This is a genomic window from Pseudotamlana agarivorans, assembly GCF_018860245.1.
Classification (GTDB): domain Bacteria; phylum Bacteroidota; class Bacteroidia; order Flavobacteriales; family Flavobacteriaceae; genus Pseudotamlana; species Pseudotamlana agarivorans_A.
The window spans coordinates 234,403-257,298 of sequence record NZ_JAHKPD010000018.1; the positions used below are offsets into that span (position 1 = coordinate 234,403).

23 protein-coding genes are annotated in these 22,896 nt (G+C 33.4%); 18 read left to right on the forward strand and 5 right to left on the reverse strand.

Translation table 11 applies throughout. From position 1 onward, the window contains the following. Positions 1-127: 127 nt before the first annotated feature. Positions 128-703: a non-canonical purine NTP diphosphatase gene (locus KO493_RS12080; RefSeq protein ID WP_216068225.1), complete on the reverse strand. Its 576-nt coding sequence runs from the start codon at positions 701-703 to the stop codon at positions 128-130. A 168-nt stretch (positions 704-871) separates the two neighbouring features. Between KO493_RS12080 and KO493_RS12085 the strand changes: the two genes are divergently transcribed. Then, the gene (locus KO493_RS12085) at positions 872-1,171 is read left to right on the forward strand and encodes an HPF/RaiA family ribosome-associated protein (RefSeq protein WP_216068226.1); all 300 of its coding nucleotides are present in this window, start codon (positions 872-874) and stop codon (positions 1,169-1,171) included. Positions 1,172-1,226: 55 nt separating this feature from the next. Here the strand turns inward: KO493_RS12085 and rlmH are convergent, their stop codons facing one another. Beyond that, positions 1,227-1,700: a 23S rRNA (pseudouridine(1915)-N(3))-methyltransferase RlmH gene (gene rlmH / locus KO493_RS12090; RefSeq protein WP_216068227.1), complete on the reverse strand. Its 474-nt coding sequence runs from the start codon at positions 1,698-1,700 to the stop codon at positions 1,227-1,229. 127 nt (positions 1,701-1,827) lie between these two features. On the opposite strand from rlmH, the gene nadC reads away from it, so the two are divergent. The 3 genes from nadC to priA all read left to right on the forward strand — a co-directional run bounded on the left by nadC (position 1,828) and on the right by priA (position 6,232). Further along, positions 1,828-2,688, forward strand: coding sequence for a carboxylating nicotinate-nucleotide diphosphorylase (gene nadC, locus KO493_RS12095; RefSeq protein WP_216068228.1), 861 nt, complete (start codon positions 1,828-1,830; stop codon positions 2,686-2,688). Positions 2,689-2,833: 145 nt separating this feature from the next. Continuing rightward, on the forward strand, positions 2,834-3,775 hold the full coding sequence (locus KO493_RS12100; protein WP_216068229.1) for a YihY/virulence factor BrkB family protein: 942 nt from the start codon (positions 2,834-2,836) through the stop codon (positions 3,773-3,775). A 3-nt stretch (positions 3,776-3,778) separates the two neighbouring features. After that, the gene (gene priA / locus KO493_RS12105) at positions 3,779-6,232 is read left to right on the forward strand and encodes a replication restart helicase PriA (RefSeq protein ID WP_216068230.1); all 2,454 of its coding nucleotides are present in this window, start codon (positions 3,779-3,781) and stop codon (positions 6,230-6,232) included. Positions 6,233-6,274: 42 nt separating this feature from the next. Here the strand turns inward: priA and KO493_RS12110 are convergent, their stop codons facing one another. Then, positions 6,275-6,970, reverse strand: a complete 696-nt coding sequence (locus KO493_RS12110) for a LytR/AlgR family response regulator transcription factor (RefSeq protein WP_150937514.1) — start codon at positions 6,968-6,970, stop codon at positions 6,275-6,277. A gap of 208 nt (positions 6,971-7,178) precedes the next feature. On the opposite strand from KO493_RS12110, the gene rpsF reads away from it, so the two are divergent. The 7 genes from rpsF to secDF all read left to right on the forward strand — a co-directional run bounded on the left by rpsF (position 7,179) and on the right by secDF (position 14,486). Continuing rightward, positions 7,179-7,517 (forward strand): 30S ribosomal protein S6, encoded by a 339-nt coding sequence (rpsF, locus tag KO493_RS12115; protein ID WP_216068231.1) that lies wholly within the window; start codon positions 7,179-7,181, stop codon positions 7,515-7,517. 2 nt (positions 7,518-7,519) lie between these two features. Next, the gene (rpsR, locus tag KO493_RS12120; RefSeq protein WP_019388303.1) at positions 7,520-7,816 is read left to right on the forward strand and encodes a 30S ribosomal protein S18; all 297 of its coding nucleotides are present in this window, start codon (positions 7,520-7,522) and stop codon (positions 7,814-7,816) included. Positions 7,817-7,829: 13 nt separating this feature from the next. Continuing rightward, complete coding sequence (gene rplI / locus KO493_RS12125) at positions 7,830-8,273, forward strand: 50S ribosomal protein L9 (RefSeq protein ID WP_216068232.1); 444 nt, start codon at positions 7,830-7,832, stop codon at positions 8,271-8,273. A 170-nt stretch (positions 8,274-8,443) separates the two neighbouring features. Beyond that, positions 8,444-8,911, forward strand: coding sequence for a DUF6495 family protein (locus KO493_RS12130; protein ID WP_216068233.1), 468 nt, complete (start codon positions 8,444-8,446; stop codon positions 8,909-8,911). A 118-nt stretch (positions 8,912-9,029) separates the two neighbouring features. Then, the gene (gene hisS, locus KO493_RS12135; protein ID WP_216068234.1) at positions 9,030-10,409 is read left to right on the forward strand and encodes a histidine--tRNA ligase; all 1,380 of its coding nucleotides are present in this window, start codon (positions 9,030-9,032) and stop codon (positions 10,407-10,409) included. A 275-nt stretch (positions 10,410-10,684) separates the two neighbouring features. Beyond that, positions 10,685-11,299 carry a hypothetical protein gene (locus KO493_RS12140; protein WP_216068235.1) on the forward strand — a complete coding sequence of 205 codons (615 nt, stop codon included), beginning with the start codon at positions 10,685-10,687 and terminating at the stop codon, positions 11,297-11,299. A gap of 187 nt (positions 11,300-11,486) precedes the next feature. After that, complete coding sequence (secDF, locus tag KO493_RS12145) at positions 11,487-14,486, forward strand: protein translocase subunit SecDF (RefSeq protein ID WP_216068236.1); 3,000 nt, start codon at positions 11,487-11,489, stop codon at positions 14,484-14,486. A 310-nt stretch (positions 14,487-14,796) separates the two neighbouring features. Here the strand turns inward: secDF and KO493_RS12150 are convergent, their stop codons facing one another. Beyond that, positions 14,797-15,483 (reverse strand): LytR/AlgR family response regulator transcription factor, encoded by a 687-nt coding sequence (locus tag KO493_RS12150; RefSeq protein WP_216068237.1) that lies wholly within the window; start codon positions 15,481-15,483, stop codon positions 14,797-14,799. Then, positions 15,480-16,514 carry a sensor histidine kinase gene (locus tag KO493_RS12155; RefSeq protein WP_216068238.1) on the reverse strand — a complete coding sequence of 345 codons (1,035 nt, stop codon included), beginning with the start codon at positions 16,512-16,514 and terminating at the stop codon, positions 15,480-15,482. The genes KO493_RS12150 and KO493_RS12155 overlap by 4 nt, the downstream gene beginning before the upstream one ends. Before the next feature lie 236 nt (positions 16,515-16,750). Between KO493_RS12155 and KO493_RS12160 the strand changes: the two genes are divergently transcribed. The 7 genes from KO493_RS12160 (at position 16,751) to KO493_RS12190 (ending at position 22,895) form a co-directional block, all read left to right on the forward strand. Continuing rightward, a complete protein-coding gene (locus KO493_RS12160) occupies positions 16,751-19,129 on the forward strand; it encodes an outer membrane beta-barrel family protein (protein ID WP_216068239.1) in 2,379 nt (792 codons plus the stop codon). Positions 19,130-19,234: 105 nt separating this feature from the next. Further along, on the forward strand, positions 19,235-20,206 hold the full coding sequence (locus KO493_RS12165; protein WP_216068240.1) for a type I phosphomannose isomerase catalytic subunit: 972 nt from the start codon (positions 19,235-19,237) through the stop codon (positions 20,204-20,206). A gap of 167 nt (positions 20,207-20,373) precedes the next feature. Further along, positions 20,374-20,925 (forward strand): TetR/AcrR family transcriptional regulator, encoded by a 552-nt coding sequence (locus tag KO493_RS12170; RefSeq protein ID WP_216068241.1) that lies wholly within the window; start codon positions 20,374-20,376, stop codon positions 20,923-20,925. A gap of 51 nt (positions 20,926-20,976) precedes the next feature. Continuing rightward, complete coding sequence (locus tag KO493_RS12175) at positions 20,977-21,837, forward strand: SDR family oxidoreductase (protein ID WP_216068242.1); 861 nt, start codon at positions 20,977-20,979, stop codon at positions 21,835-21,837. A gap of 1 nt (position 21,838) precedes the next feature. Beyond that, the gene (locus KO493_RS12180; protein WP_216068243.1) at positions 21,839-22,192 is read left to right on the forward strand and encodes a DoxX family protein; all 354 of its coding nucleotides are present in this window, start codon (positions 21,839-21,841) and stop codon (positions 22,190-22,192) included. 228 nt (positions 22,193-22,420) lie between these two features. After that, positions 22,421-22,603, forward strand: coding sequence for a hypothetical protein (locus KO493_RS12185; RefSeq protein ID WP_252723226.1), 183 nt, complete (start codon positions 22,421-22,423; stop codon positions 22,601-22,603). 7 nt (positions 22,604-22,610) lie between these two features. Continuing rightward, positions 22,611-22,895, forward strand: a complete 285-nt coding sequence (locus tag KO493_RS12190) for an addiction module antidote protein (protein WP_216068244.1) — start codon at positions 22,611-22,613, stop codon at positions 22,893-22,895. Position 22,896 lies beyond the last annotated feature (1 nt).

The following is a 22,896-nucleotide window of genomic DNA, read 5'->3' on the forward strand; positions in this document are numbered from 1 at the left end:
AAATAACATAAAGAATATTAACAGACAACCTACGCCTTGTTTTTTTAATCATTTATATGATAAAAATGAGGTCTCAAATGAAAATGAAAGCGATGAGCTACAATAATTGAAAAATAAAGGGGTTTCGCTATTTTTTGTTTAAAAAGGCAACGAGTTGAGAAACGGCTTTTCCGCGATGACCAATACTATTTTTTATGCTAAGTGGCATTTGGGCGAAAGTTTCCTTGTAGCCATTCGGATTAAAAATAGGGTCGTAACCAAACCCTTGTTCGCCAGTTTTAGCAGTTGTGATCGCACCTTCGCAAATACCAGTAAAGGTTTGCAGGTTGTTATTTAGTTGCAGAGCGATTACCGTTTTAAATTGTGCGGTTCTATTATTTTGATCTCCAAGTTCGGTAAGCAACTTGTCCATATTATCGTTAGCGTCTTTTTGCTCACCAGCATAACGCGCTGAGTATACTCCAGGAGCTCCATTTAGGGCCTCAACCTCTAAACCTGTATCGTCGGCAAAACAATCGTAACCATAATGTTCTTTAATATAGTTTGCTTTTTGAATGGCGTTACCTTCAATTGTGGCTTGGGTTTCAGGAATGTCTTCTAAGCAACCAATATCTTTGAGGCTTAATAAGGTGATGTGTTCAGGTATGAGTGCTTGAACTTCTTTTACTTTATTAGAATTGTTGGTAGCGAAAACGAGTTTCATAATAATGGGATTGAAGTTTTCAAAAGTAAGATTATAATGGACAATATGAAAATGGACTGGAAGTGATTCTTATAAAAATATTAAGACCTTTTTATGATAAATGTTGTTTTATTTTCTTCTAAAAACATGTATCTTCGGATGGATTATTAACATTAAAAGAGCATGATTATGACAGTAAATTTTCAATATGTAGGCGTAGATGTAAGTGAAACACTTTCAGAATTTACAACAGAAAAGTTAGAGAAAATATTCAACAGATACGAATTTCTTATAAGTGCAGCCGTGCATTTTAAGCAAGATGAAAAAGATCACGATCTAGGTAAAATTTGTAATATCGAATTAAGCTTGCCAGGACCTCGAATTTTTGCTACTTCAAATGAACGTAATTTTGAAGTTTCCGTAAGAGAAACAATTAGTGATTTAGAGCGTCAACTTAAAAAAAGAAAAGAAGTTTATAAAACACATTAATATAGAGCTTACTTTATAGATGCCTAAAACCTGTAATCTGAAACCTGAAACTAACTTACCTGTGATGGTAAGGTTCATTTCTTAATATAGTGAAGCCTCTATAAAGTTGTTCGATAAAAAATAGGCGAATCATTTGATGGGAAAATGTCATTTTAGATAATGATATTTTCCCATTCGCTTTTTTATAAACGTCTTCCGAAAAACCATAAGGACCTCCAATTACAAAAACAACTTGTTTAATGCCCGAATTCATATGTTTTTGTAAATAGTTTGAAAAGGCTACAGAATCATATTGTTTACCGTTTTCATCTAATAGAATTAAGGCGTCTGTAGTATTTACCTTGCTCAAAATCAGCTCTCCCTCTTTTTTCTTCTGCTGATCTTCACTTAAATTCTTAGAATTTTTGATATCGGGAATAACCTCCAAATTGAACTTTATATAGAATCCCAAACGTTTAATATAATCATTGATTAATAACGTAAGTTGTTTATTATCAGTTTTTCCAATCGCAATTAGTTTAATGGTCATAAGTTAAAAATAGCTCTAGCATTTTATGAATAATGCATTAAAATTAGAATAAATTCAAAATTTCGTAAATGTAAAATTTAAATTAGTGAATCTATTTATTATTTTTGCGGCAAACAAGATTTTATTTATGATTACACAAGAGCAGTTTGATTCGGAATTGAAAATGATTATTTCTAACGCGATTAGAGAGGATGTTGGAGATGGAGATCATAGTTCGTTGGCATGTATTCCTGAAAATGCAAGAGGGAAAGCTAAGCTTTTAGTAAAAGACAAAGGTATTATTGGCGGTGTTAATTTCGCTAAGAAGGTCTTTGCGTATGTAGATAAAAACTTGAAACTTGATATACGCATTGAAGATGGTACAGAAGTTACTTACGGTGATGTGGTTATGTATATTGAAGGGTCTTCACAATCTATCTTAAAAGCCGAGCGCACAGTGCTTAATGCTATGCAACGTATGAGTGCCATTGCAACTAAAACTAGGAAATTTGTTGACCTATTAGACGGGACAAAGACTCGAATTTTAGATACACGTAAAACAACACCAGGTATTCGTGTTTTGGAAAAATGGGCTGTAAAAATTGGTGGCGGTGAAAACCATAGATTTGCTTTGTATGATATGATTATGTTAAAAGATAATCACATTGATTTTGCTGGTGGAATCACTAAGGCTATCGAAATGACTAAAGACTATTTACGGGAAACTGGAAAGGACCTACAAATCATGGTAGAAGCTAGAAACCTAATGGAAGTTGAAGAAATTCTTGAAAATGATGGGATTTACAGAATTTTACTAGATAACTTTGACTATGAAGACACTAGAAAAGCGGTAAAGATTATAGGTGATAAATGTCTTACTGAATCTTCAGGAAACATTAACGAGGCGACTATTAGACACTATGCCGAATGTGGCGTGAATTATATTTCATCTGGGGCATTAACGCATTCTGTTTATAATATGGATTTAAGTTTAAAAGCGATAAAGTAATATTTATTGTTTTTATAGCGTGTTCATCTTGATTTTAGGATGCTTTTAAAATCAAGATGAGTTCTATTATAATTAGTACGCTTAATTACACAAAGACACTTTTTATTTTAATAACTTTGTTGTAATAAACAAATGCAAGTTATTAATGACAAAACCAATTGAAGATAAACTTGAAAAAATTCCGGTTGTTAATCTTTTGGTTCGGTTTTTAAAACGCATAAAACTTCCTGGTTTAGAAGGGTTATCTCTTTACGATTTATTAGAACTTTATATAACAGGAATTATAAAAGGTGCTGTAACAACACGAGCAAGTGCAATTGCTTTTAGTTTTTTTACGGCCATTTTCCCATTCTTGATTTTCGTGTTAATTATTATACCGTACATTCCTGTCGATAATTTCAAGCATGAATTTTTAGTTTTTTTGGAATCGTTTCTTCCGGCCACAACCTCCGATTTTTTCTTTGAAAACATCTTTGGTAATATAGAGCAATCTCAACGAGGCGGGTTGCTGTCTTCTGTTTTTCTGTTGTCGGTTTTGCTAATGGCAAATGGTGTAAATGCAGTGTTTACGGGTTTTGAAAGTTCTTATCATGAGCAGATAACACGAAACGCTATTAGACAGTATTTATTTGCGTTAGGAATCGCACTAATTTTAGCTTTTTTACTCATTTTTACGATAGCTATATTGGGTTATGTGCAAATTTATGTGGTACAAGAGCTTTTAGGTACCTTTAAAGAATATGGGTATAAAGCAGAAGGGAAAGCCGTGTTTTGGACTAAAATGGTGCAATCTATTTTCTTTGTTGTTATGGTCTATTTATCGGTGTCTACATTGTATTATTTTGGTACTAAAGAAGGAAAGGAATCCAGGTTTTTTTCTGCTGGCGCGCTCTTTACTACACTGCTTATTATTTTAACTTCCTTTTTATTTGGTGTTTATATTGAGAATTTTAGTCAGTACAACAAGCTATACGGTTCCATTGGAGCGCTCTTGATTCTTCTTTTGTATCTGTGGTTAAACTCTAATATTTTATTGTTAGGTTATGAGTTAAATGCATCTTTAAATAAACTTAGAAAAACGAATTAGTTTATGTTAGATTTTATAGATGTCATTATTCCTATTCCTTTAAAAAAACTATTTACCTACACGGTAACCCCTGCAGAAGCGGAGTTTTTAAAACCAGGCATGCGTGTCGCGGTACCTTTCGGGAAATCTAAAATATATACAGGTATTGTTTTTAGTATTCATAAGGATGAGCCAGCGGCCTATGAGGCTAAAGATATTCAGCAAATTTTAGACGATAAACCCGTTGTTAATAGTCGGCAATTAAAATTTTGGCAATGGATTGCGAGTTATTACATGTGTACACTTGGCGATGTGATGCGAGCCGCTTTACCGAGTGCTTTTATTCTTGAGAGTGAAACGGTTGTTTCTAAAAACACAGTGAATATTATTGATGAATCTATTTTAAAAGATGATGAATTTTTAATTTATGAAGCGCTGCAGCACCAGTCCTCATTGAAAATTCATGATATTTCTAATATTCTAGGTAAAAAGAATGTGCTTCCTGTTATAAAAGGACTTATTGAAAAAGACGCGATTTCTGTAGAGGAAGAAGTTTATGAAAAGTACAAGCCTAAATTGGTGCGCTATGTAAAACTGGATATTAGTTATACTAGTGAGAAGGCGCTTCATGAATTGCTGGAAGAATTAAGTCGTGCACATAAACAACGGGAGGTTGTTTTGACTTTGTTTTCAATTTCAGCAAAAACGAAAAAACCAGTAAAAGTTACCGATTTAGTTGCAGAAAGTGGTGCGTCGTCTTCCATTGTAAAGGCGCTTATAGATAAAGGTATTCTTGAAGAATATCATATCCAGACCGATCGGGTTGAGTATTCGGGTGAAGAAACCGAGTCTTCAAAAAGTTTAAACGAACATCAAGAACTGGCCTTAGAAGAAATAAAAACCAGTTTTGAAACTCAAAACGTGACCTTACTGCATGGTGTTACATCTTCAGGGAAAACAGAGGTTTATGTGAAGCTTATAGAAGAGGTGATTAATCATGGAAAACAAGTGTTGTATTTGCTTCCTGAAATCGCATTAACCACCCAATTAATTTCTAGGCTTCAGAATTATTTCGGAGAAAAAGTATCGGTTTTTCATTCAAAATACTCCGTTCAAGAACGTGTAGAGGTTTGGAATCATGTGCTTAACAATTCCGCGAAAGCGCAAATTGTATTGGGAGCCCGCTCGTCTATATTTTTACCGTTTAATAATTTAGGGCTCATTGTGGTTGATGAGGAACATGAGCAATCTTTCAAGCAGTTTGATCCTGCACCGCGTTATCAAGCTAGGGACGCGGCTATAGTATTATCACATTTGCATCAAGGGAAAGCCTTGTTAGGCTCTGCTACGCCAAGCTTAGAGAGCTTCTATAACGCGAAACAAAATAAATATGGTTTTGTTGAATTGTCTGTGCGTTATAATAATGTTTTAATGCCAGACATCGAGTTGGTAGATATTAAAGAGAAGCAGAAAAAAAAACGTATGAAAGGGCATTTTAGCGATAGACTTATCGAAGAAATGACTGAAACCTTAGGGGAAGGACACCAAATTATATTGTTTCAAAACCGCCGTGGATTTTCTCCTATAGTGGAATGTAAAACCTGTGGGCACGCGCCTGAATGTCCCAATTGCGATGTGAGTTTAACGTTTCATCAATATAGAAATCAATTACGCTGTCATTATTGTGGTTATCATTCGGCCATGATACAAGATTGTATGGCTTGTGGCGGACAAGATATCGACAGTAAAGGTTTTGGAACTGAGCAGATTGAAGAAGAAGTCAAGATTTTATTTCCAGATTATAAGGTAGCGCGAATGGATTTAGATACCACGCGTGGTAAATATGGTTACGAAAAAATTATAACGGCGTTAGAGCAGCAAGAAATTGATATTCTTGTGGGTACACAGATGCTTACCAAAGGTTTAGATTTTAGAAATGTAAAACTGGTAGGCATTATGAACGCAGACAGTATGTTGAATTTTCCTGATTTTAGAGCTCATGAACGTAGTTTCCAGCTGATGTTGCAGGTTTCTGGTAGGGCAGGGCGCACCGAGCAGCGCGGGAAAGTGTTGATTCAAACATATAATCCGCATCATAATATTTTACAGCAAGTGTCTACCAATAATTATAGTGATATGTTTACAGAACAAATGAACGATCGTTATAATTTTAAATATCCCCCTATTTATAAACAGATAAAAATTACTTTAAAGCATAAGGATTACAATCGTGTGGAAACCGCTTCTATTTGGTTTGCTAAATCACTGCGTCAGGTTTTTGGAGAACATGTATTGGGGCCAGAAGCACCACCTGTGGCACGTATCAGGAATCAGTTTCACAAAAACATCTTAGTGAAAATCCCTAAGCAACAATCTTTAGCAAAAACAAAAGAAGCTATCATTAAAATAAACAATAGCTTCTTTAGTGTAAAAGATTTTAGATCTGTTAGAGTAATTTTAAATGTCGATAACTATTAATATTAAATTAATGATCTATTTATTATAAAATTGGTACGATCTTTAAATATTATTTAAAGCGTCTACTAATTGTGTTTTCTTGTTTCTACTTAAGGGAATTTCATAAGCGCCAACTTCAACGTTTTTACTATTGAATCTGTCAATTTTATCCAAATTAACGATGTATGATTTATGAATTCTTAAGAATTTACCCTCTGGTAATTCAGCTTCAAAAGATTTCATAGTAGAAAGAACAACTAAACTGTTCTCTTCGGTTACGAGTTTTACGTAATCACCAAGGGCTTCAATCCACTTGATATCTTTAATGTAAACTTTACGTTTTTTAAGATTACTTTTTACAAAAATGTGTTCGCCATCTTCTTCACTAAAGTCTTGAGTCAACCTATGTTGCTCTAAAGCTTTGTCTACAGAAGTATTAAAACGTTCTCTTGTAATTGGTTTGTGTAAATAATCGGTTGCATCGTAATTAAATGCTTTAAAGGCGTATTCGGTTTTACCAGTTACAAAAATAATTTGCGGTTTATTATTTAATACGTCTAAAAGTTCGAATCCATTTAACACTGGCATTTCAATGTCTAAAAAGATTAAGTCTACTTGGTGGGTGTTTAAACCATTTTTTGTTTCTAAAGCACTACTGTATTCGGCAATTAAGTTGAGAGAGGGGTGGTTCTCGACTAATTTAACAATAGAGAGACGTTGTATTGCTGAATCGTCTACCACTACACAGTTTAAAGTCATAACAATTTATATTTCGGTTAAGGTATCGACAATAATACAAAAAATTCGGTTAAAAACCAAAAAACATCGGTAAAGCGTTGTTTGTTAAGTAATTTGTCTTTTTTATTGGCAAATAATTTGTTTGGCAAATAAAGCATATAATATGTTGTGTAATATGTAGAAATTAATTACTTTTGCAGCCAATTTTTAACAATAAAATACGATTTTTATGAATCATTATGAAACTGTTTTCATCTTAAATCCCGTTTTATCTGAAGATCAGGTAAAGGAAACAGTAAAGAAATACGAAGATTTTCTTGTTTCTAACGGCGCTAAGATGATAGCTAAAGAAGATTGGGGACTAAAAAAATTAGCCTACCCAATTCAAAACAAGAAAAGTGGTTTTTATCACTTATTCCAATACACGGTATCTGGAGAAGTAATTGATGCTTTAGAAGTAGAGTTTAGACGTGACGAGCGTTTTATGCGTTATTTAACAGTTGCTTTAGATAAGCACGCTGTTTCTTGGGCAGAGAGAAGAAGAGAAAAACTTAAACAAAAAGCTTAATTATGTCATCAATAGAACAACAATCAAAAGGAAAAAAAGACGGCGAAATTAGATATTTAACGCCTCTTAATATTGAAACAAATAAGCAAAAGAAATATTGTCGTTTCAAAAAATCGGGTATTAAATATATCGATTATAAAGATCCAGATTTCTTATTAAAGTTTGTAAACGAGCAAGGTAAAATTTTACCAAGACGTTTAACAGGAACTTCATTAAAGTATCAAAGAAAAGTGTCTGTAGCTGTTAAAAGAGCACGTCACTTAGCTTTAATGCCATATGTAGCAGATTTATTAAAATAAAATACCGATAACAATGGAACTTATATTAAAACAAGACGTTGATAATTTAGGATTTAAAGACGATGTTGTAACAGTTAAGAACGGTTATGGTAGAAACTTTTTAATTCCTCAAGGTCAAGCAATTTTAGCTACAATTTCTGCAAAGAAAGTATTGGCTGAAAACTTAAAGCAAAGAGCTTTTAAAGAAAAGAAAATAGTTGATGATGCTAACAAGATTGCTGAAGCACTTAAAGCATTAGAAATTAAAATACCAGCTAAAGTTGGAACAGGAGACAAATTATTTGGTTCTGTAAATAACATCGATTTAGCTGAAGCTTTAGAAAAAGAAGGTCAATCAATCGAGAAAAAATTCATCACTGTTACTACAGTTAAACGTTTAGGTAAATATACTGCCGTTATTCGTTTACACAGAGAAGTAACTGTAGATTTAGAATTCGAAGTTGTTGCTCAAGCTTAATCGCTAAACGCTTTACAATAAAATTAAACCACTCAATTCGAGTGGTTTTTTTTATGCCTTATATTTTCCAAGAACTAAGAGATATTTCATAAATTTGCATGCCTTTTTAAATAGGTTTGTTTTATGAAGCAAATACATATTTAAGAGGTGTTATCTATAGATTTTTTTAAATGAAATATTCAAGACTTACAAAAGAGCAATTCGAAGAATTGGAACAAGAATTTATAAACTTTTTAGCGACTCAATCTATTACAGGTGAGGAGTGGGCCAATTTAAAGGCAAACAAACCCGATTTAGCTGAAATGGAATTGGATGTGTTTAGCGATTTAATTTGGGAAGGCGTTTTAAATACTGCTGAATATATGGAGCATATTTCGGCGCAGCATATGTATTTGTTTAAATTAGGTGAAGCGAATATGCAAGCCATAGTTGTGAATATTAAAAATGATCAAGATATCACGACAGCTGAAGGTTATGAGTGGCTGCGTAATAATTTAATGGACGATCATGTTGAGTTTTTACAAGCTGATAAAGACTATACAGACGATAAAAACCTTGATAAATTTAAAATGATTGAACAAGGTGCCGTGATTACGAAAGGTGATTTGTTTAACTATTTTAATAAGATTATAAATTAATCTATTTCAAACGAAACCAGTATTTTTGTTTGTCTGCAACATATAGCTACTAATGTGATTGTGTGTGGGGCAAAAAACTATTAACAATTAAAAGATACCTGCCTTCGCAGGCATTTGTATGGCTCAAAAACCAAGTATTCCAAAAGGCACAAGAGATTTTAATCCAGAACAAGTCGCTAAGAGAAACTATATTTTTAATACTATTAGAGGTGCTTTTCAAACTTTCGGTTTTCAACCTATTGAAACCCCAAGTTTTGAAAACTCTAGTACCCTAATGGGGAAATATGGTGATGAAGGCGATCGTTTAATTTTTAAAATTTTAAATTCTGGAGATTTTTTAGCTAAAGCCAATGCCCAAGCTTACACTGAAAAGGATTCGACTAAAATTACCGCTTCCATTTCAGAAAAGGCCTTGCGTTACGACTTAACCGTACCCTTCGCCCGTTACGTGGTACAACACCAAAACGAAATCGAATTTCCGTTTAAGCGTTACCAAATTCAACCTGTTTGGAGAGCAGATAGGCCTCAAAAAGGACGATTCAGAGAGTTTTTTCAATGCGATGCCGATGTGGTAGGTTCAAAATCATTGTGGCAAGAAGTTGAGTTTATTCAGCTTTATGATACGGTCTTTTCAGCCTTGAAATTAGAAGGTGTTACGATTAAAATTAATAACAGAAAAATACTTTCTGGTATTGCTGAAGTTATTGGTGCTAGTGATAAACTTATAGATTTTACTGTAGCTTTAGATAAGTTAGATAAAATAGGTGAGGAGAAAGTGAAGGAAGAAATGCTAGGTAAAGGGATTTCGGAAGCAGGAATTTCTAAACTTCAGCCTTTATTTACACTTTCTGGTTCTTTTGAATCTCAAATTGAAAGTTTAAAAAGTATTCTTAGTACTTCTGAAGAAGGCTTAAAAGGTATTGAAGAATTAGCATTTATCGATGCTGCAATTTCAGAATTAGGTTTATCTACAGCTAAATTGCAATTGGATGTTACGCTTGCCAGAGGATTAAATTATTATACAGGTGCTATTTTTGAAGTGTCTGCACCAGAAACCGTTAAAATGGGATCTATTGGTGGCGGTGGTCGTTACGACGATTTAACTGGAATATTCGGGTTGAAAGATGTGAGTGGCGTTGGAATTAGTTTCGGACTAGATCGCATCTATTTGGTGTTAGAAGAACTCGGATTATTCCCTGAAACCGTGAATAAAAACGTTGAAGTTTTATTTATAAACTTTGGAGATAAGGAAGCTTTATTTAGTTTAAAAGCGATTAAAGCCTTAAGAAAAAATGGTATAAACGCAGAGTTATATCCGGATTCGGCAAAAATGAAAAAACAAATGAATCATGCGAATAAGCGTGAAATTCCGTTTGTCGTTTTAGTTGGTGATGAAGAAATTAAAGCCTATCAGTTTACCTTAAAAAATATGATTTCAGGGGAACAAGATAAACTTTCCATTGAAGATCTAATCTTAAAAGTAAAAGAAACGGTCTGAAAAGTAAAGTTTTCGTGAACCTGAACTTGACTCAGTTTTTCATAATGATTGGTTTTCAATATGATGCAATTCTGAAATAAATTTAGAATGACGTACTTTAACATTTTTTGTACAGCCTCTTTTTTATTTGGTAATTAAGTCATTTTTCAGGATAAATCACTTCAATAAAGAATAAAAACCGCTTAAAATAGTAAAATGATACATTGTTCTCAATTAAAATCATAATTCTTCAAAGACAGTAGTAATAATTTCTTTATTTTTTTATATTTGGCGCCATGATAGCAAGATGGTGTGTTAGCACTTTAATTTTTACTTTAACCCTGTTTGGAGTTGTTTCGCAACAACAAATAGCGGTGCCTAATCAAGAAATTGTATTGCAGTTTTCAGATGTTGAGTTAACATCTCACGACGTGCAACATACAATTGAGGTGGTTAAAAATCAATTGCTTGCTGCTGGTGGTAGTCATATAAAAGTAAAAGCTCAAGAAAACGGAAAGTTAAAAATAAGTTACTACAGTGATGCCGATGTTTCTAGTATAAAAAGGGCTTTTTCTAATGAAGATTATTTATCTCTTTCTTTTACTAATAATGATACATCCTCTGGAGATCTTCCTCTTGAAGAATCGGGGCTTAAATACAACCTTGATATTTATGAAATTCAATCGGCTAATAATGCTGGTTGGGATTTCGAAGGTAATATCGTCTTACAAGTTGAAACTAAAAGTGATCGTTTTTTAGATCCAAATACGAGTATATCTGCCAGAGATTTAGAGCATTTAGGCTCCAGTTCGGTTTATAAAACCACCTATAAAGTACGTGCTCATGTGGCGCTTACTATAGGTGAGGATTTGCATACTATACCAGAGGTTAGGGCAGGCCCCTTGAGTTAAAAGAATCCATAGTGTGATTTAATTAGAAGAGACTTCAAACACACAGATTCTTTACTTTTTTAAAACTCAAACAGCGCTTCATTTTTTAATAATAATGAAGCCTAAAATCTTAATTCATAAAACATTGTCAGATTTTAAGGTAAATTCTATATTTGCCCGATTAAAAAATTGACGTAAAAATTATATAATGCAAAACAAGGGACTAGTAAAATTGTTTGCTTTATTGTTTGGTTTGGTAAGTATTTATCAATTATCATTCACATTCAAAGCAAATCAAATTGAAAAAGAAGCTGTGGAATTAGCTGCGAATAAAATTCCATCTTCAGAAGAGAATTATCACGCGAAACGTAGCCAAGAGGAATCTAACTACTTGCAATCTATCGCAACCGATACTGTATACCACATGGGTATCGCAAAATTCACTTATAACGAAGTGAAACAAAAGGCCATGAATTTAGGTCTTGATTTAAAAGGAGGTATTAACGTTATTCTTCAAGTATCTGTAAAAGATATCTTAAAAGGATTAGCGAACAATACAGCCGATCCTACTTTTAATAAAGCTTTAGAAGATGCTACAGAACTTCAAAGAAATGGTCAAAACACCTATTTAGAAGATTTCTTTACAGCGTTTGATGCTATTAAAGGCGATACAAAATTAGCATCTCCAGATATTTTTTACACGAAAGCTTTAGATGGTGAGATTGACGGAAGCATGTCTGACGATGATGTAAAAGTGGTTATCGAAAGAAAAATTGATGAGTCTATCGTTTCTGCATTCGAAGTATTACGTAAGCGTATTGATGAGTTTGGTGTAACATCTCCTAACATCCAACGTTTAGGAACATCTGGACGTATTCTTGTTGAATTACCAGGGGTTAAGGATGTAGAGCGTGCTACGAGTTTATTACAAAGTACAGCGCAATTAGAATTTTGGGATGCTTATAAAGGTGAGCAGTTCGGTCCCTTTTTAGCGCAAGCAAACGAAACATTAAAAGATATTGTTAATCCTAAATCTGATGCAGGTGAAGCTAAGTCGCAGGATGAAGAAGATGCTAAATCTTCTCAAATTGATGACTTATTAGGTGATGCTGAAACAGATTCAACTGCAGTTGCCGCTGTTAATCCTATTTTCGATCTCATTAGAGGTGTAGGATACCAAGGTGGACCAATTATAGCAAAATTTGAAATTAAAGATAAAGCGACTGTTCTTGATTATTTGAACAAAAAAGAGGTGAGAGCCTTATTACCTTCAGAACAACGTTACACAAGATTTGCTTTTGGTAAGCCAGAAAAAAATAGCGAGTTAGTAGATTTATATGCCTTAGTTGGTAATAGAGAAAATATTCCACCATTAAGTGGTGATGTAGTAACAGACGCAAGAAACCAATTTAGTGCTGTTGGGAAATCTGAAGTTTCTATGCAAATGAATGCAAAAGGGGCTAAGATTTGGGAAGAAATGACTGGAAATGCTTATGCACAAGGAAGTCAGATTGCTATCGTTTTAGATAACGTGGTATATTCTGCTCCAGGAGTAACTACTGGTCCTATTGCAGGTGGTAGTTCTTCTATCTCTGGAGATTTTTCATTAAATGAAGCGATCGATTTAGCAAACGTATTACGTGCTGGTAAATTACCTGCTTCAGCAGATATTATTTCTAGTGAGGTTGTTGGACCTTCTTTAGGTAAAGAAGCGATAGAAAGTGGTACCATGTCTTTCATGATTGCCTTAGCATTAGTATTATTATGGATGGTTTTCTATTACGGAAAATCAGGTGGATTTGCAGATATCGCGATGTTATTAAACATCTTATTAATCTTTGGCGTACTGTCAGGATTAGGCGCCGTGTTAACTTTACCTGGTATTGCGGGTATCGTATTAACCATTGGTATGTCGGTGGATGCGAACGTACTTATCTTTGAGCGTATTCGAGAAGAGTTATCTAAAGGTAAGAGTCAAGTTGAAGCTATTAAAGACGGATTTGGAAATGCTTTATCTTCAATCTTAGATGCGAATATTACAACCGGTTTAACGGCCTTGATTTTATTTGTATTTGGAACAGGACCAATTAAAGGTTTCGCAACTACTTTATTAATTGGTATCGCAACGTCTTTATTTACGGCAATCTTTATTACAAGATTACTAATCGATTGGTATACTGCTAAAGGTGGAAAATTAGAGTTCTCAACAGGAATTACTAAAAACCTTTTCAGAAATATTAATATTGAATTCTTAAAGAAACGTAAAATTGCTTACATCATTTCTGGTTCATTAATTGTGTTATCTATTGGTTCTTTATTAACTAATGGTCTAGATCAAGGTGTAGATTTCGTTGGAGGTAGAACTTATCAAGTACGTTTTGCCCATGCGGTATCTTCTTCAGAAATTACAAATGTTTTATCTGATCCTGCTGTATTTGGTAGTGCCGATGCTAAAACGTTTGGATCTTCAAACCAATTAAAAATTACTACTAAACATAAAGTAAATGAAACTGGTACAGAAGCCGATGAAGAAATTAGATCTAAATTATACACGGCTTTAGTACCTTATTTAGAAGGTATTTCATACGAAGAATTCATCGATTTAAATGATGAAAACAAGCAAGTTGGTTTATTAGAAACGTATAAAGTATCACCAACAATTGCAGACGATATCAAACAGGCTTCTTTATGGGCTGTATTAGGATCGTTAATTGTGGTATTCTTATACATCTTATTCCGTTTTAAGAAATGGCAATTCTCTTTAGGAGCTGTATTGGCAGTATTCCATGATGTTGTTATTGTATTAGGTGTTTTCTCATTAACCTATAAATTCATGCCATTTAATATGGAGATAAACCAAGCGTTTATTGCCGCAATATTAACGGTAATTGGTTATTCATTAAATGATACGGTGGTTGTATTCGATAGAGTTCGTGAGTTTATTAACGAGCATACTTCTTGGGATTTTGATAAAGTTGTAGATGCCTCTTTAAGCAGTACTTTAAGTAGAACGTTAAATACCTCGTTAACTACGTTAGTGGTATTATTATCAATCTTTATTTTTGGTGGTGATTCGATTAGAGGGTTTATGTTCGCCTTAATTGTTGGTGTTATTGTTGGTACGTATTCATCTTTATTCATAGCAACTCCTGCGATGTATGAAACTGTTGATAAATCAAACAAAAAGAAAACAAGTCAAGAAAGCTAGACAATAGCTTAATAGTATAAAAAAAAGCCTGTTAGCATAAGTTAACAGGCTTTTTATTTTCTAACAACCAACAACCAATATAATTTTTCGCCACGGCCCTAAGCGTAATAATTAATAGTGAAAAATAATAATTAAAAATGGTCAAGACTATTTAGGCATTTCAATTTGTTCTAAGATGTGATAAAAGTCTGTGTAATCAGTGTCAAAAAAAAAATCTCAGTGCAACTCTGTGAAATCTCAGCGTAACTCCGTGTAATAGCCAAGCAAGAGTAAGCATCCAACAACGAGCAACCAAAAACCAACACACAACTTATAGCTTTAAAATATTTTTCGTGAAGTTATCCTTGTAAGCACGTCCCATAGGGATTTTAAAATCACCTTGTAAATGCACCAAGTTACTTACTAGTTTCTCTATTTTCTGAATGTTTAAAATATACGATTTGTGTATGCGGTAAAATTGATTTTGCGGAAGTACTTCAGCCCAATGCCGTAAGGGTTCGTGAGACAGGTATTTCTTATTGGTAGTGATGATTTCAGTATAATCGGAATCGGATTCAATAAATAAAATATCATCAATAATGATTTTGATATGCTCGTAACCAGACTTGATAAAGATTTCTTTTTGTTCTTCGGAAGGGGTTCCGGGTTTAATTGAAGTTACTTTTGAAACGGCTTGAAAAAACCGCTGAAACGAAAACGGTTTCAATAAATAATCAACAACATTAAGCTCATAACTCTCTAAAGCATATTCTGAAAATGCCGTAGTTAATATCACTTGCGAAACATTTTTAGAACTTTTTAAAAATTCAATTCCAGAAATTTTCGGTAAATGTATATCTAGAAACATCAAATCGATGTCTTCAGTTTTTAAAAAGTCTATAGCTTGAATAGCATCCGAAAACACCCCTTTTAACGTGAGGAAATCCACATCGCTTATGTATTTCTTTAAAATACGTTGCGCTGGCGGTTGGTCTTCAATTATTATGCAAGTGATCATTCGGCTATTTTGTTAAGTTTCAAATTTAATTGAATATCGTAGATGTTATCAGAATCACTTATTCTTAATTCATGAGCGCCTGGATAGAGTAAATCCAGACGCTTTTTTACGTTTTTTAATCCAATACCATGCGTTAGGTTATCTGGTTTATTAAAAGGCATAAAATTATTTCTACAGTGAAAATGAAGTTGGTTGTTCTCCATAGAAATTTTAATAGCAATTTCTATATTTTCAGATTGCGCTGACTGGCTGTGTTTAAAGGCGTTTTCAATAAAGACCACTAAAATAAGTGGTGCAATTTCGTATTGAGAATTGATGTTTTCCGAAGAAAAATTAATTACCCCACGTTCTTCAATTTGGAGCTCATTAAGCTGTGTGAAGTTTTTTAAATGCTCGATTTCCTTAATAATAGAAACGTAACGCGCTTTGCATTCATAAAGCATATACCTTAAAACAGAACTCAATTCTAAAATGATAACAGGTGTTTTTGGCGACGACTCAATAGCATAAGAGTATAAGTTATTCAGGTTATTGAATAGAAAGTGCGGATTGATTTGCGATTTTAAAAACTGAAGTTCACTCTCTTGAATGTGAGAGGTTAATTTTTCAACCTGACGCTGTTTCACAATAGCATCCCAAGTGAATTTAAAGCCTGATAAAATCGTGATAATAGGCAGAATATCAGCAAGCATATAGAATACACCGGGGAATGAGTTTGATCTATCGGTGTTTGGAAAGAACACTTTTTCAAGAAAAAACTCCTCTGTAAGAATAACAATAACAATGACTAAAATTAAATTAGCACCGAAAATTATATATTTCTTCTTATAAAAAAATGTTGGGATTAGAATATAACTAATCATCAATCCGGCAATTGCATAATTGAAAAACGACGAGATGCGATAAGCTTCAAAATCGAAAGTTCTTGTTTTTCCGTCGTAAGCGTAAAAAACAAATACAAGCGCATGTAATACGATTTGAAAAAGTATTTCTCTTAATGTTATTTTTTTAAAAGTCTTTTCTTTTGGCATGTTTCGAAATTACAATTTAAACGACAATAATAAAAAGAGGCTTCTGCAAACAACAGAATTAAGCCTGCAAACGTAAAGGTGTAGAATTTTAGCGGTTATTAAATTAACTAAAAACGCACTGTCTTCAAGTGCTTTTAATATGAATTTGTTGTTCACTGGAAAGAAATGGTCGTTTACAGAATACAATCGATTTTTTGGAATAAAATAGACATTTTTGCACAAAACAAACTTTAGGAATGAATCATTTAAAAACATTTTCAACTATTTTAATACTAGGTTTAACCTTGCTGTTAAGCTTTACAAGTGCCGCTCAAAATACTCAAATCAAAGGGCAGGTTGTAGAAGAAAATAGTAAGCAACCTTTGGCTTTTGCAACCGTTGCGATTCTAGATAGCTCTACTAATAAGGCGCTTTCGGGTTCTATAACCGATGACAACGGGAAATTCAACTTGGATACCGAGGCTAGCGATTTTTATGTTCAGGTAAGTTATATGGGCTTTGTTTCTAAAACTATAAAACAGTTTGAAGTTAAGAAAAACAAAGTCAATTTAGGTATTGTGCTTTTAGCTGAAGATGCCGAACAATTAAACGAAGTAGTGGTTCAGGCTGAAGTTTCTAGAAATGAATTTAAACTGGATAAGCGTGTTTTTAATGTCGGTAAAGATATTAGTAACACTGGAGCAAGTGCTTTGGAAGTATTGAGCAATGTGCCATCGGTTAGTGTAAATATTGAAGGAGCCATTAGTTTGCGAGGAAGTCAAGGGGTACAAGTGTTAATCAATGGAAAACCTTCTATTTTAACAGAAGACTCCGGTTCGCTTGGAAGCATTACTTCAGATATGATTGAAAAAATTGAAGTGATTACCAACCCTTCAGCGAAATACGAAGCCGAAGGGACTTCTGGGATAATTAATATTATCATCAAAAAAGAAGAACGTAAAGGTGTTAATGGTTCGGTAAGTTTAAATACTGGTGTTCCAGATAATCACAGTGTTGGGGTAAGCTTAAATAAACGTTCTGAAAAATTTAATTTGTTCACACAAATAGGCTTGGGGAGACGTTCAAGACCACAGGATAATGAGAATATAAACGAAGATTTAATAAACAATACAACCCTATATAATATTGGTGAGGAGTATAGAAACGAGAAGTTTTATACCATTACTTTAGGAACCGATTATTACCTTAACGACGATAATGTTTTTACCCTTTCGGGGAATTATGCCTTTGAAGATGAAGATCAGCCTTCCGATAATAATTTTCAATTATTTGATGTGAATAATAACTTAGATTCTGAGTGGAGTCGTACCGAAGTTACAGAAGCTGCCAATCCGAAATGGCAATACGAACTACAATACAAAAGGGATTTTAAAGATCATGAAGATCACGATTTACTAATAAGTGCTACAGGACGTTCCTTTAGTAAAGATCAAAATTCTTTATTTGTTGATGAAACCATTTCTGGCTCAGATAGAGATGCCACACAGAAAACAAGAACCGATTTTGGTGAAAACACATTCACTTTTAAGTTGGATTATACCAAGCCTTTTTCTGATAAATGGAGTATGGAAACGGGTGCGCAATATGTGTTAAATGATGTAAGTAACGATTTTGAAGTTCAGAATTTGATTAATGGCGATTTTGAAACGGATTTCGGACTTACCAATGTTTTTGAATTCAATCAAAATGTATTAGGTGTTTATGCAACGGCTGCTTTTCAAAGTGGTAATTGGGGCGTTAAACCTGGTCTACGCATGGAATATACAGAAGTTAGTACCCTTTTAGTGAATACAGATGAAGCGAACGATCAGGATTATACTAACCTGTTTCCTAGTATTCATACGTCTTATAAAATTTCGGATGCCGTTTCGCTGCAAGCGGGATATTCTAACCGAATTTACAGACCAAGACTTTGGGACTTAAATCCGTTTTTTAACATTAGGAACAACTTCAATATTCGTCAGGGTAACCCCGATTTACAGCCTGAATTTACCGATTCCTACGAGATCACTAGTATTTTTGATATCGGAAAAACTTCATTAAACTTCGGACTTTTTCATAGATACACTAATGAGGTTATTGAGCGTGTTTCAACCTCTGTGGATAATGTAATTGTTACACGCCCAGAAAATATAGGAACAAATAGTACCGTTGGTATTGAGTTTAATACCAAATATACCCCCGTGAGATGGTTAAGTTTTAATGTAGATTTTAACTATAATAGGTTTAGTCGGGTGGGAAGTTTTGAATCAACAGTATTCGATTTTAAAGGGAACCAATGGAATTATAAAATTTTAGCAAAGCTGAAATTACCAGCTGATATTGATTTTGAAGCCACCTCTAACTACAATTCTGGGTATCAAACCATACAAAGTGATGTAAGCTCCATATCTTTTTTGGATTTAGGTCTACGTAAAAAAATATTAAAAGGAAAGGGGGTTGTAAACATGAGTGTTCGCGATGTTTTTGCATCCCGTTATAGTGAAACGGTAACGATACAGGATGATTTTGAGGCCTATAATAGAAGTCAGCGTGGTCGTTTTATAACCTTCGGTTTTAGTTATGGCTTCGGAAAAGGAGATGCTATGGAGTATTCTGGTGGTAGAAGACACTAGCTTTTTATAAATTCAGAGATATTCCTGCTAAAACACATGAAATGATTTTGGGGAAATACGTAGTTTTGTGTGAACTACTTAGAACCATTAAAACAGACATTTAGTATGGCATTATATCCTTTAAAATTTTCACCGTTATTTAAATACAGAATTTGGGGTGGTGAGAAACTTAAAACGAAGCTTAATAAAAATTATTCAGAAGAAAATATAGGCGAATCTTGGGAGATTTCAGATGTATCGGGTGACGAAACTAAAGTTACTAGTGGTGATTTACAAGGGAAAACATTAAAAGATTTAATTTCAGAATATAAAGGGGCGTTTGTAGGAGAGAAGGTATACAAGGAGTTTGGAAACGATTTTCCGCTGCTTATTAAATTTATAGACGCCAAAACACCGCTATCTATCCAGGTGCATCCTAGTAATGAAATCGCTAAAGAACGTCATAATTCATTTGGTAAAAATGAAATGTGGTACGTGATGCAAGCCGATGATGATGCCGAGCTAATTGTGGGGTTCGATGAAGAAGTTTCTCAATCAGATTATAAAAAACATCTAGAAAATAACACGGTTTTAGATGTTATGCACCATGAAACCGTGAAAAGTGGTGATACGTTCTATATTCCAACCGGACGCGTACACGCTATTGGTGCGGGTGTTTTATTAGCCGAAATACAACAAACTTCAGATATTACCTATCGTATTTATGATTATGACCGCGTAGATGCTAAAACAGGCGAAAAACGTGATTTACACAACGATTTAGCCATTGATGTCTTAGATTATAAAGTACATGATAATTACAAAACGTCTTATCAAATTGCTATAAATGAAGCACATACTTTAGTCAACTCGCCATATTTTAAAACCAATATCATTGAGGTGGATGGCGCAGTAAAACGCGACCACTCGGCTTTAGATTCTTTTGTGATTTACATGTGTGTTGAAGGTGATTTAGAGCTTCAGTATAATGACGTCAAATACAGCGTTAAAACAGGCGAAACCATCTTATTACCAGCAGCGATTTCTTCAGTTGCCCTTAAATCTTCAGGGGCTAAGTGTATTGAGGTTTTTATGTGATTTTTTTTAAATTAACTGTGTTCGAGAGTTGTCGGGGGCGTCAAAAAAAGTATTGGTTTCTTTTTTATGTTGTATATTTATTAGTTACCCACAATATAAAATCAGTAACATTTCCAAAAAACTGCAAAAAATTGGAATAATCATTCCAATTTTTATATATTTGTTAAGTGAATAAAAAACAAATCATATTAGCATCTGCACTCCAACTACTTGTAGAAAAAGGCGTGCATAATACTCCAATGTCAGCTATTGGAAAAGCAGCAAAAACTGGAATGGGAACTATTTATAACTATTTCCCAAATAAAGAAACTTTAATTAATGAAATTTACACAGATATAAAAAAACAGGAAAAATTACTGTTTGAGAATTTTGAATCGAATAAGCCTATTAAAACTCAATTTGAAAGCTATTTTACTATTGCTGTTACTTTCTTCATAAACAATCCTAACTATTTCCGCTTTATGGAGCAACTACAAGCATCTCCTATTATAACGGAAAATAGTAAAGAAGAAGGTCGAAAATCTATTACTCCTGTTTTAGAACTTTTAATGTTGGGACAACAACAACGTATTATTAAAAACATTGACATTGAAGAAATTTTAACGTTTATAGGTGGAGCTATTTTATCCTATTTAAGATGGTATTTTAATCAAACAGAGAAAAAACAAACCTCGCTTAAAAATCAAGTGACAATGGTTTGGGACGCAATCAAAGAATAAAAAAATTTATTAAAAAATTGGAATGAACGTTCATTCCATAAAATAACAATTATGACTAAAAATGTATTAATCACAGGAACATCAACAGGCGTAGGATTTGAAAGTGCTATTCTATTCGCTAAAAACAACTACAAAGTTTACGCTACAATGCGAAATCTTAAAAAATCGGAAAAGCTAAAACAGAAAATTCAGGAAGAAAATCTTAATATAGAAATACTTCCTTTAGATGTCACTAAAATAGATTCAATAGAATTAGCCGTAAGGACTATTATAGAAAAAGATGGAAAAATAGATGTATTAGTCAATAACGCAGGTGCTGGTTTTGCAAAAACAACAGAGCAAGCTTCTGAGGAAGAAATTAGATGGGTTACTGACGTAAATTATCACGGAGTTGTATTTTGCACACAAGCCGTACTGCCTTATATGAGAAAACAAAAATCTGGTCAAATAATTAGTATTACCTCAGTTGGTGGTTTAGTTGGACAACCTTTTAACGAATTATATTGCGGTGCTAAATTTGCTGTAGAAGGATTTATGGAAGGACTTGCAACCTATGTTAGTGATGCCTTTAACATCAAAATTACTTGTGTTGAACCAGGAGGAATAGCTACAGAATTTATGACTTCTGCTATTGAAAAAACTGCTACTGAAGGACAATTTGCTACAGGCGAATACTTACCAATATTTGAAAGATATATGTCAGGTAACCAAAAAAGAGCAAATGAGGGCAAAGAGCAAGTTTATCAAACAGGAATGGAAGTAGCAGAAGTTGCTTTAGCTATTGCTAAAAATGAAAATCCACCTTTAAGAATTCGAACTTCACAATGGGCTGAAAATTTTTGTAAGTTAAAAACTAAAGCTGACCCAGATGGACACAAAATAGTGAAACAATTACAAGATAGTTTTTTATAATATGAAAGTAATATATTGGTCTTCAACAGTAATTATATCAGCTTTCCTCTTCTTAAGCTCTTATAGTTATTTATTCAGTAAAAGTACAATTCAAGGGATTAAAGCTTTAGGATTTCCTGACTTTTTCAGGGTAGAATTAGCTATTTTAAAATTGTTAGCTGCAATAATATTACTAGTACCATTTGCTTCCTTTCAACTAAAAGAATGGACTTATGCAGGTGTTGGATTATTTTTAATAACGGCTTTAATCGCACATATCAAACATAAGGATTCTATCTTTATTATGCTTTTACTTATAATACTTATGGGAATTCTAATAATATCCAACATATATATGAACAAGATTTTGAAATAAATACTGTGGGTAACAACGTATATAAAAAATAGCGGTTTAAGTGCTTAAACAAAAGAAAATTAATAGATTAGAGGTCTATTATAATCCGAAAAGTTAGTGCTTAAAATCCGCTACTTTTCATATACAAGACCGTTGTGGTTCATTAACTCACTCAGCCGAAAACTAATTCTGAATCTAAATTATTTAAATATTTTTCCTTAACTTTGTATCCAAGTAGATACAATTTTTATGTTCTTTATTGAGAAAACAAATGAATTTGACAAATGGCTGAGAAAGCTAAAAGACTTTAAAGCAAAAGCCAAAATTTTATTCAGAATTCAAAAATTAGAAACTGACGAACACTTTGGCGATTGCAAAACTGTTGGCGAAGGAATTCGAGAAAGCAAAAGTGATTTGGAAAAAATTAAATAAATAGAAAATGGGAACTTCAAGATTTGAAATAGCTGATTATTTGGACAGTAAAGAAATGATTGCGGAATATCTTAACACTGTTTTGGAAGAAGGTAATAATGCAGATATAATCAACGCAATCGGACATATTGCAAAGGCTATCGGAATGACAAAAATTGCGGAGGAAACTGGGTTAAGTAGACCAAGTTTATATAAAGCACTATCTGAGGGAGCGAAACCTCAATTCGCAACGATTATGAAAGTATTAAAAGCAATAGGAGGACAAATACAGATAAATCCTGCGTCTGCTTAAA

Excerpts from the sequence above, each read along its gene's own strand:
- KO493_RS12110 (WP_150937514.1), bottom strand. The coding sequence starts at position 6,970 with ATGACTTTAAACTGTGTAGTGGTAGACGATTCAGCAATACAACGTCTC.
- KO493_RS12100 (WP_216068229.1), top strand. The coding sequence starts at position 2,834 with ATGACAAAACCAATTGAAGATAAACTTGAAAAAATTCCGGTTGTTAAT.
- rpsR (WP_019388303.1), top strand. The coding sequence starts at position 7,520 with ATGTCATCAATAGAACAACAATCAAAAGGAAAAAAAGACGGCGAAATT.
- KO493_RS12175 (WP_216068242.1), top strand. The coding sequence starts at position 20,977 with ATGACTAAAAATGTATTAATCACAGGAACATCAACAGGCGTAGGATTT.
- KO493_RS12190 (WP_216068244.1), top strand. The coding sequence starts at position 22,611 with ATGGGAACTTCAAGATTTGAAATAGCTGATTATTTGGACAGTAAAGAA.
- secDF (WP_216068236.1), top strand. The coding sequence starts at position 11,487 with ATGCAAAACAAGGGACTAGTAAAATTGTTTGCTTTATTGTTTGGTTTG.
- KO493_RS12140 (WP_216068235.1), top strand. The coding sequence starts at position 10,685 with ATGATAGCAAGATGGTGTGTTAGCACTTTAATTTTTACTTTAACCCTG.
- KO493_RS12180 (WP_216068243.1), top strand. The coding sequence starts at position 21,839 with ATGAAAGTAATATATTGGTCTTCAACAGTAATTATATCAGCTTTCCTC.
- KO493_RS12080 (WP_216068225.1), bottom strand. The coding sequence starts at position 703 with ATGAAACTCGTTTTCGCTACCAACAATTCTAATAAAGTAAAAGAAGTT.
- rpsF (WP_216068231.1), top strand. The coding sequence starts at position 7,179 with ATGAATCATTATGAAACTGTTTTCATCTTAAATCCCGTTTTATCTGAA.
- KO493_RS12160 (WP_216068239.1), top strand. The coding sequence starts at position 16,751 with ATGAATCATTTAAAAACATTTTCAACTATTTTAATACTAGGTTTAACC.
- KO493_RS12150 (WP_216068237.1), bottom strand. The coding sequence starts at position 15,483 with ATGATCACTTGCATAATAATTGAAGACCAACCGCCAGCGCAACGTATT.
- priA (WP_216068230.1), top strand. The coding sequence starts at position 3,779 with ATGTTAGATTTTATAGATGTCATTATTCCTATTCCTTTAAAAAAACTA.
- KO493_RS12185 (WP_252723226.1), top strand. The coding sequence starts at position 22,421 with ATGTTCTTTATTGAGAAAACAAATGAATTTGACAAATGGCTGAGAAAG.
- KO493_RS12130 (WP_216068233.1), top strand. The coding sequence starts at position 8,444 with ATGAAATATTCAAGACTTACAAAAGAGCAATTCGAAGAATTGGAACAA.
- nadC (WP_216068228.1), top strand. The coding sequence starts at position 1,828 with ATGATTACACAAGAGCAGTTTGATTCGGAATTGAAAATGATTATTTCT.
- hisS (WP_216068234.1), top strand. The coding sequence starts at position 9,030 with ATGGCTCAAAAACCAAGTATTCCAAAAGGCACAAGAGATTTTAATCCA.
- KO493_RS12085 (WP_216068226.1), top strand. The coding sequence starts at position 872 with ATGACAGTAAATTTTCAATATGTAGGCGTAGATGTAAGTGAAACACTT.
- rlmH (WP_216068227.1), bottom strand. The coding sequence starts at position 1,700 with ATGACCATTAAACTAATTGCGATTGGAAAAACTGATAATAAACAACTT.
- KO493_RS12155 (WP_216068238.1), bottom strand. The coding sequence starts at position 16,514 with ATGCCAAAAGAAAAGACTTTTAAAAAAATAACATTAAGAGAAATACTT.
- rplI (WP_216068232.1), top strand. The coding sequence starts at position 7,830 with ATGGAACTTATATTAAAACAAGACGTTGATAATTTAGGATTTAAAGAC.
- KO493_RS12165 (WP_216068240.1), top strand. The coding sequence starts at position 19,235 with ATGGCATTATATCCTTTAAAATTTTCACCGTTATTTAAATACAGAATT.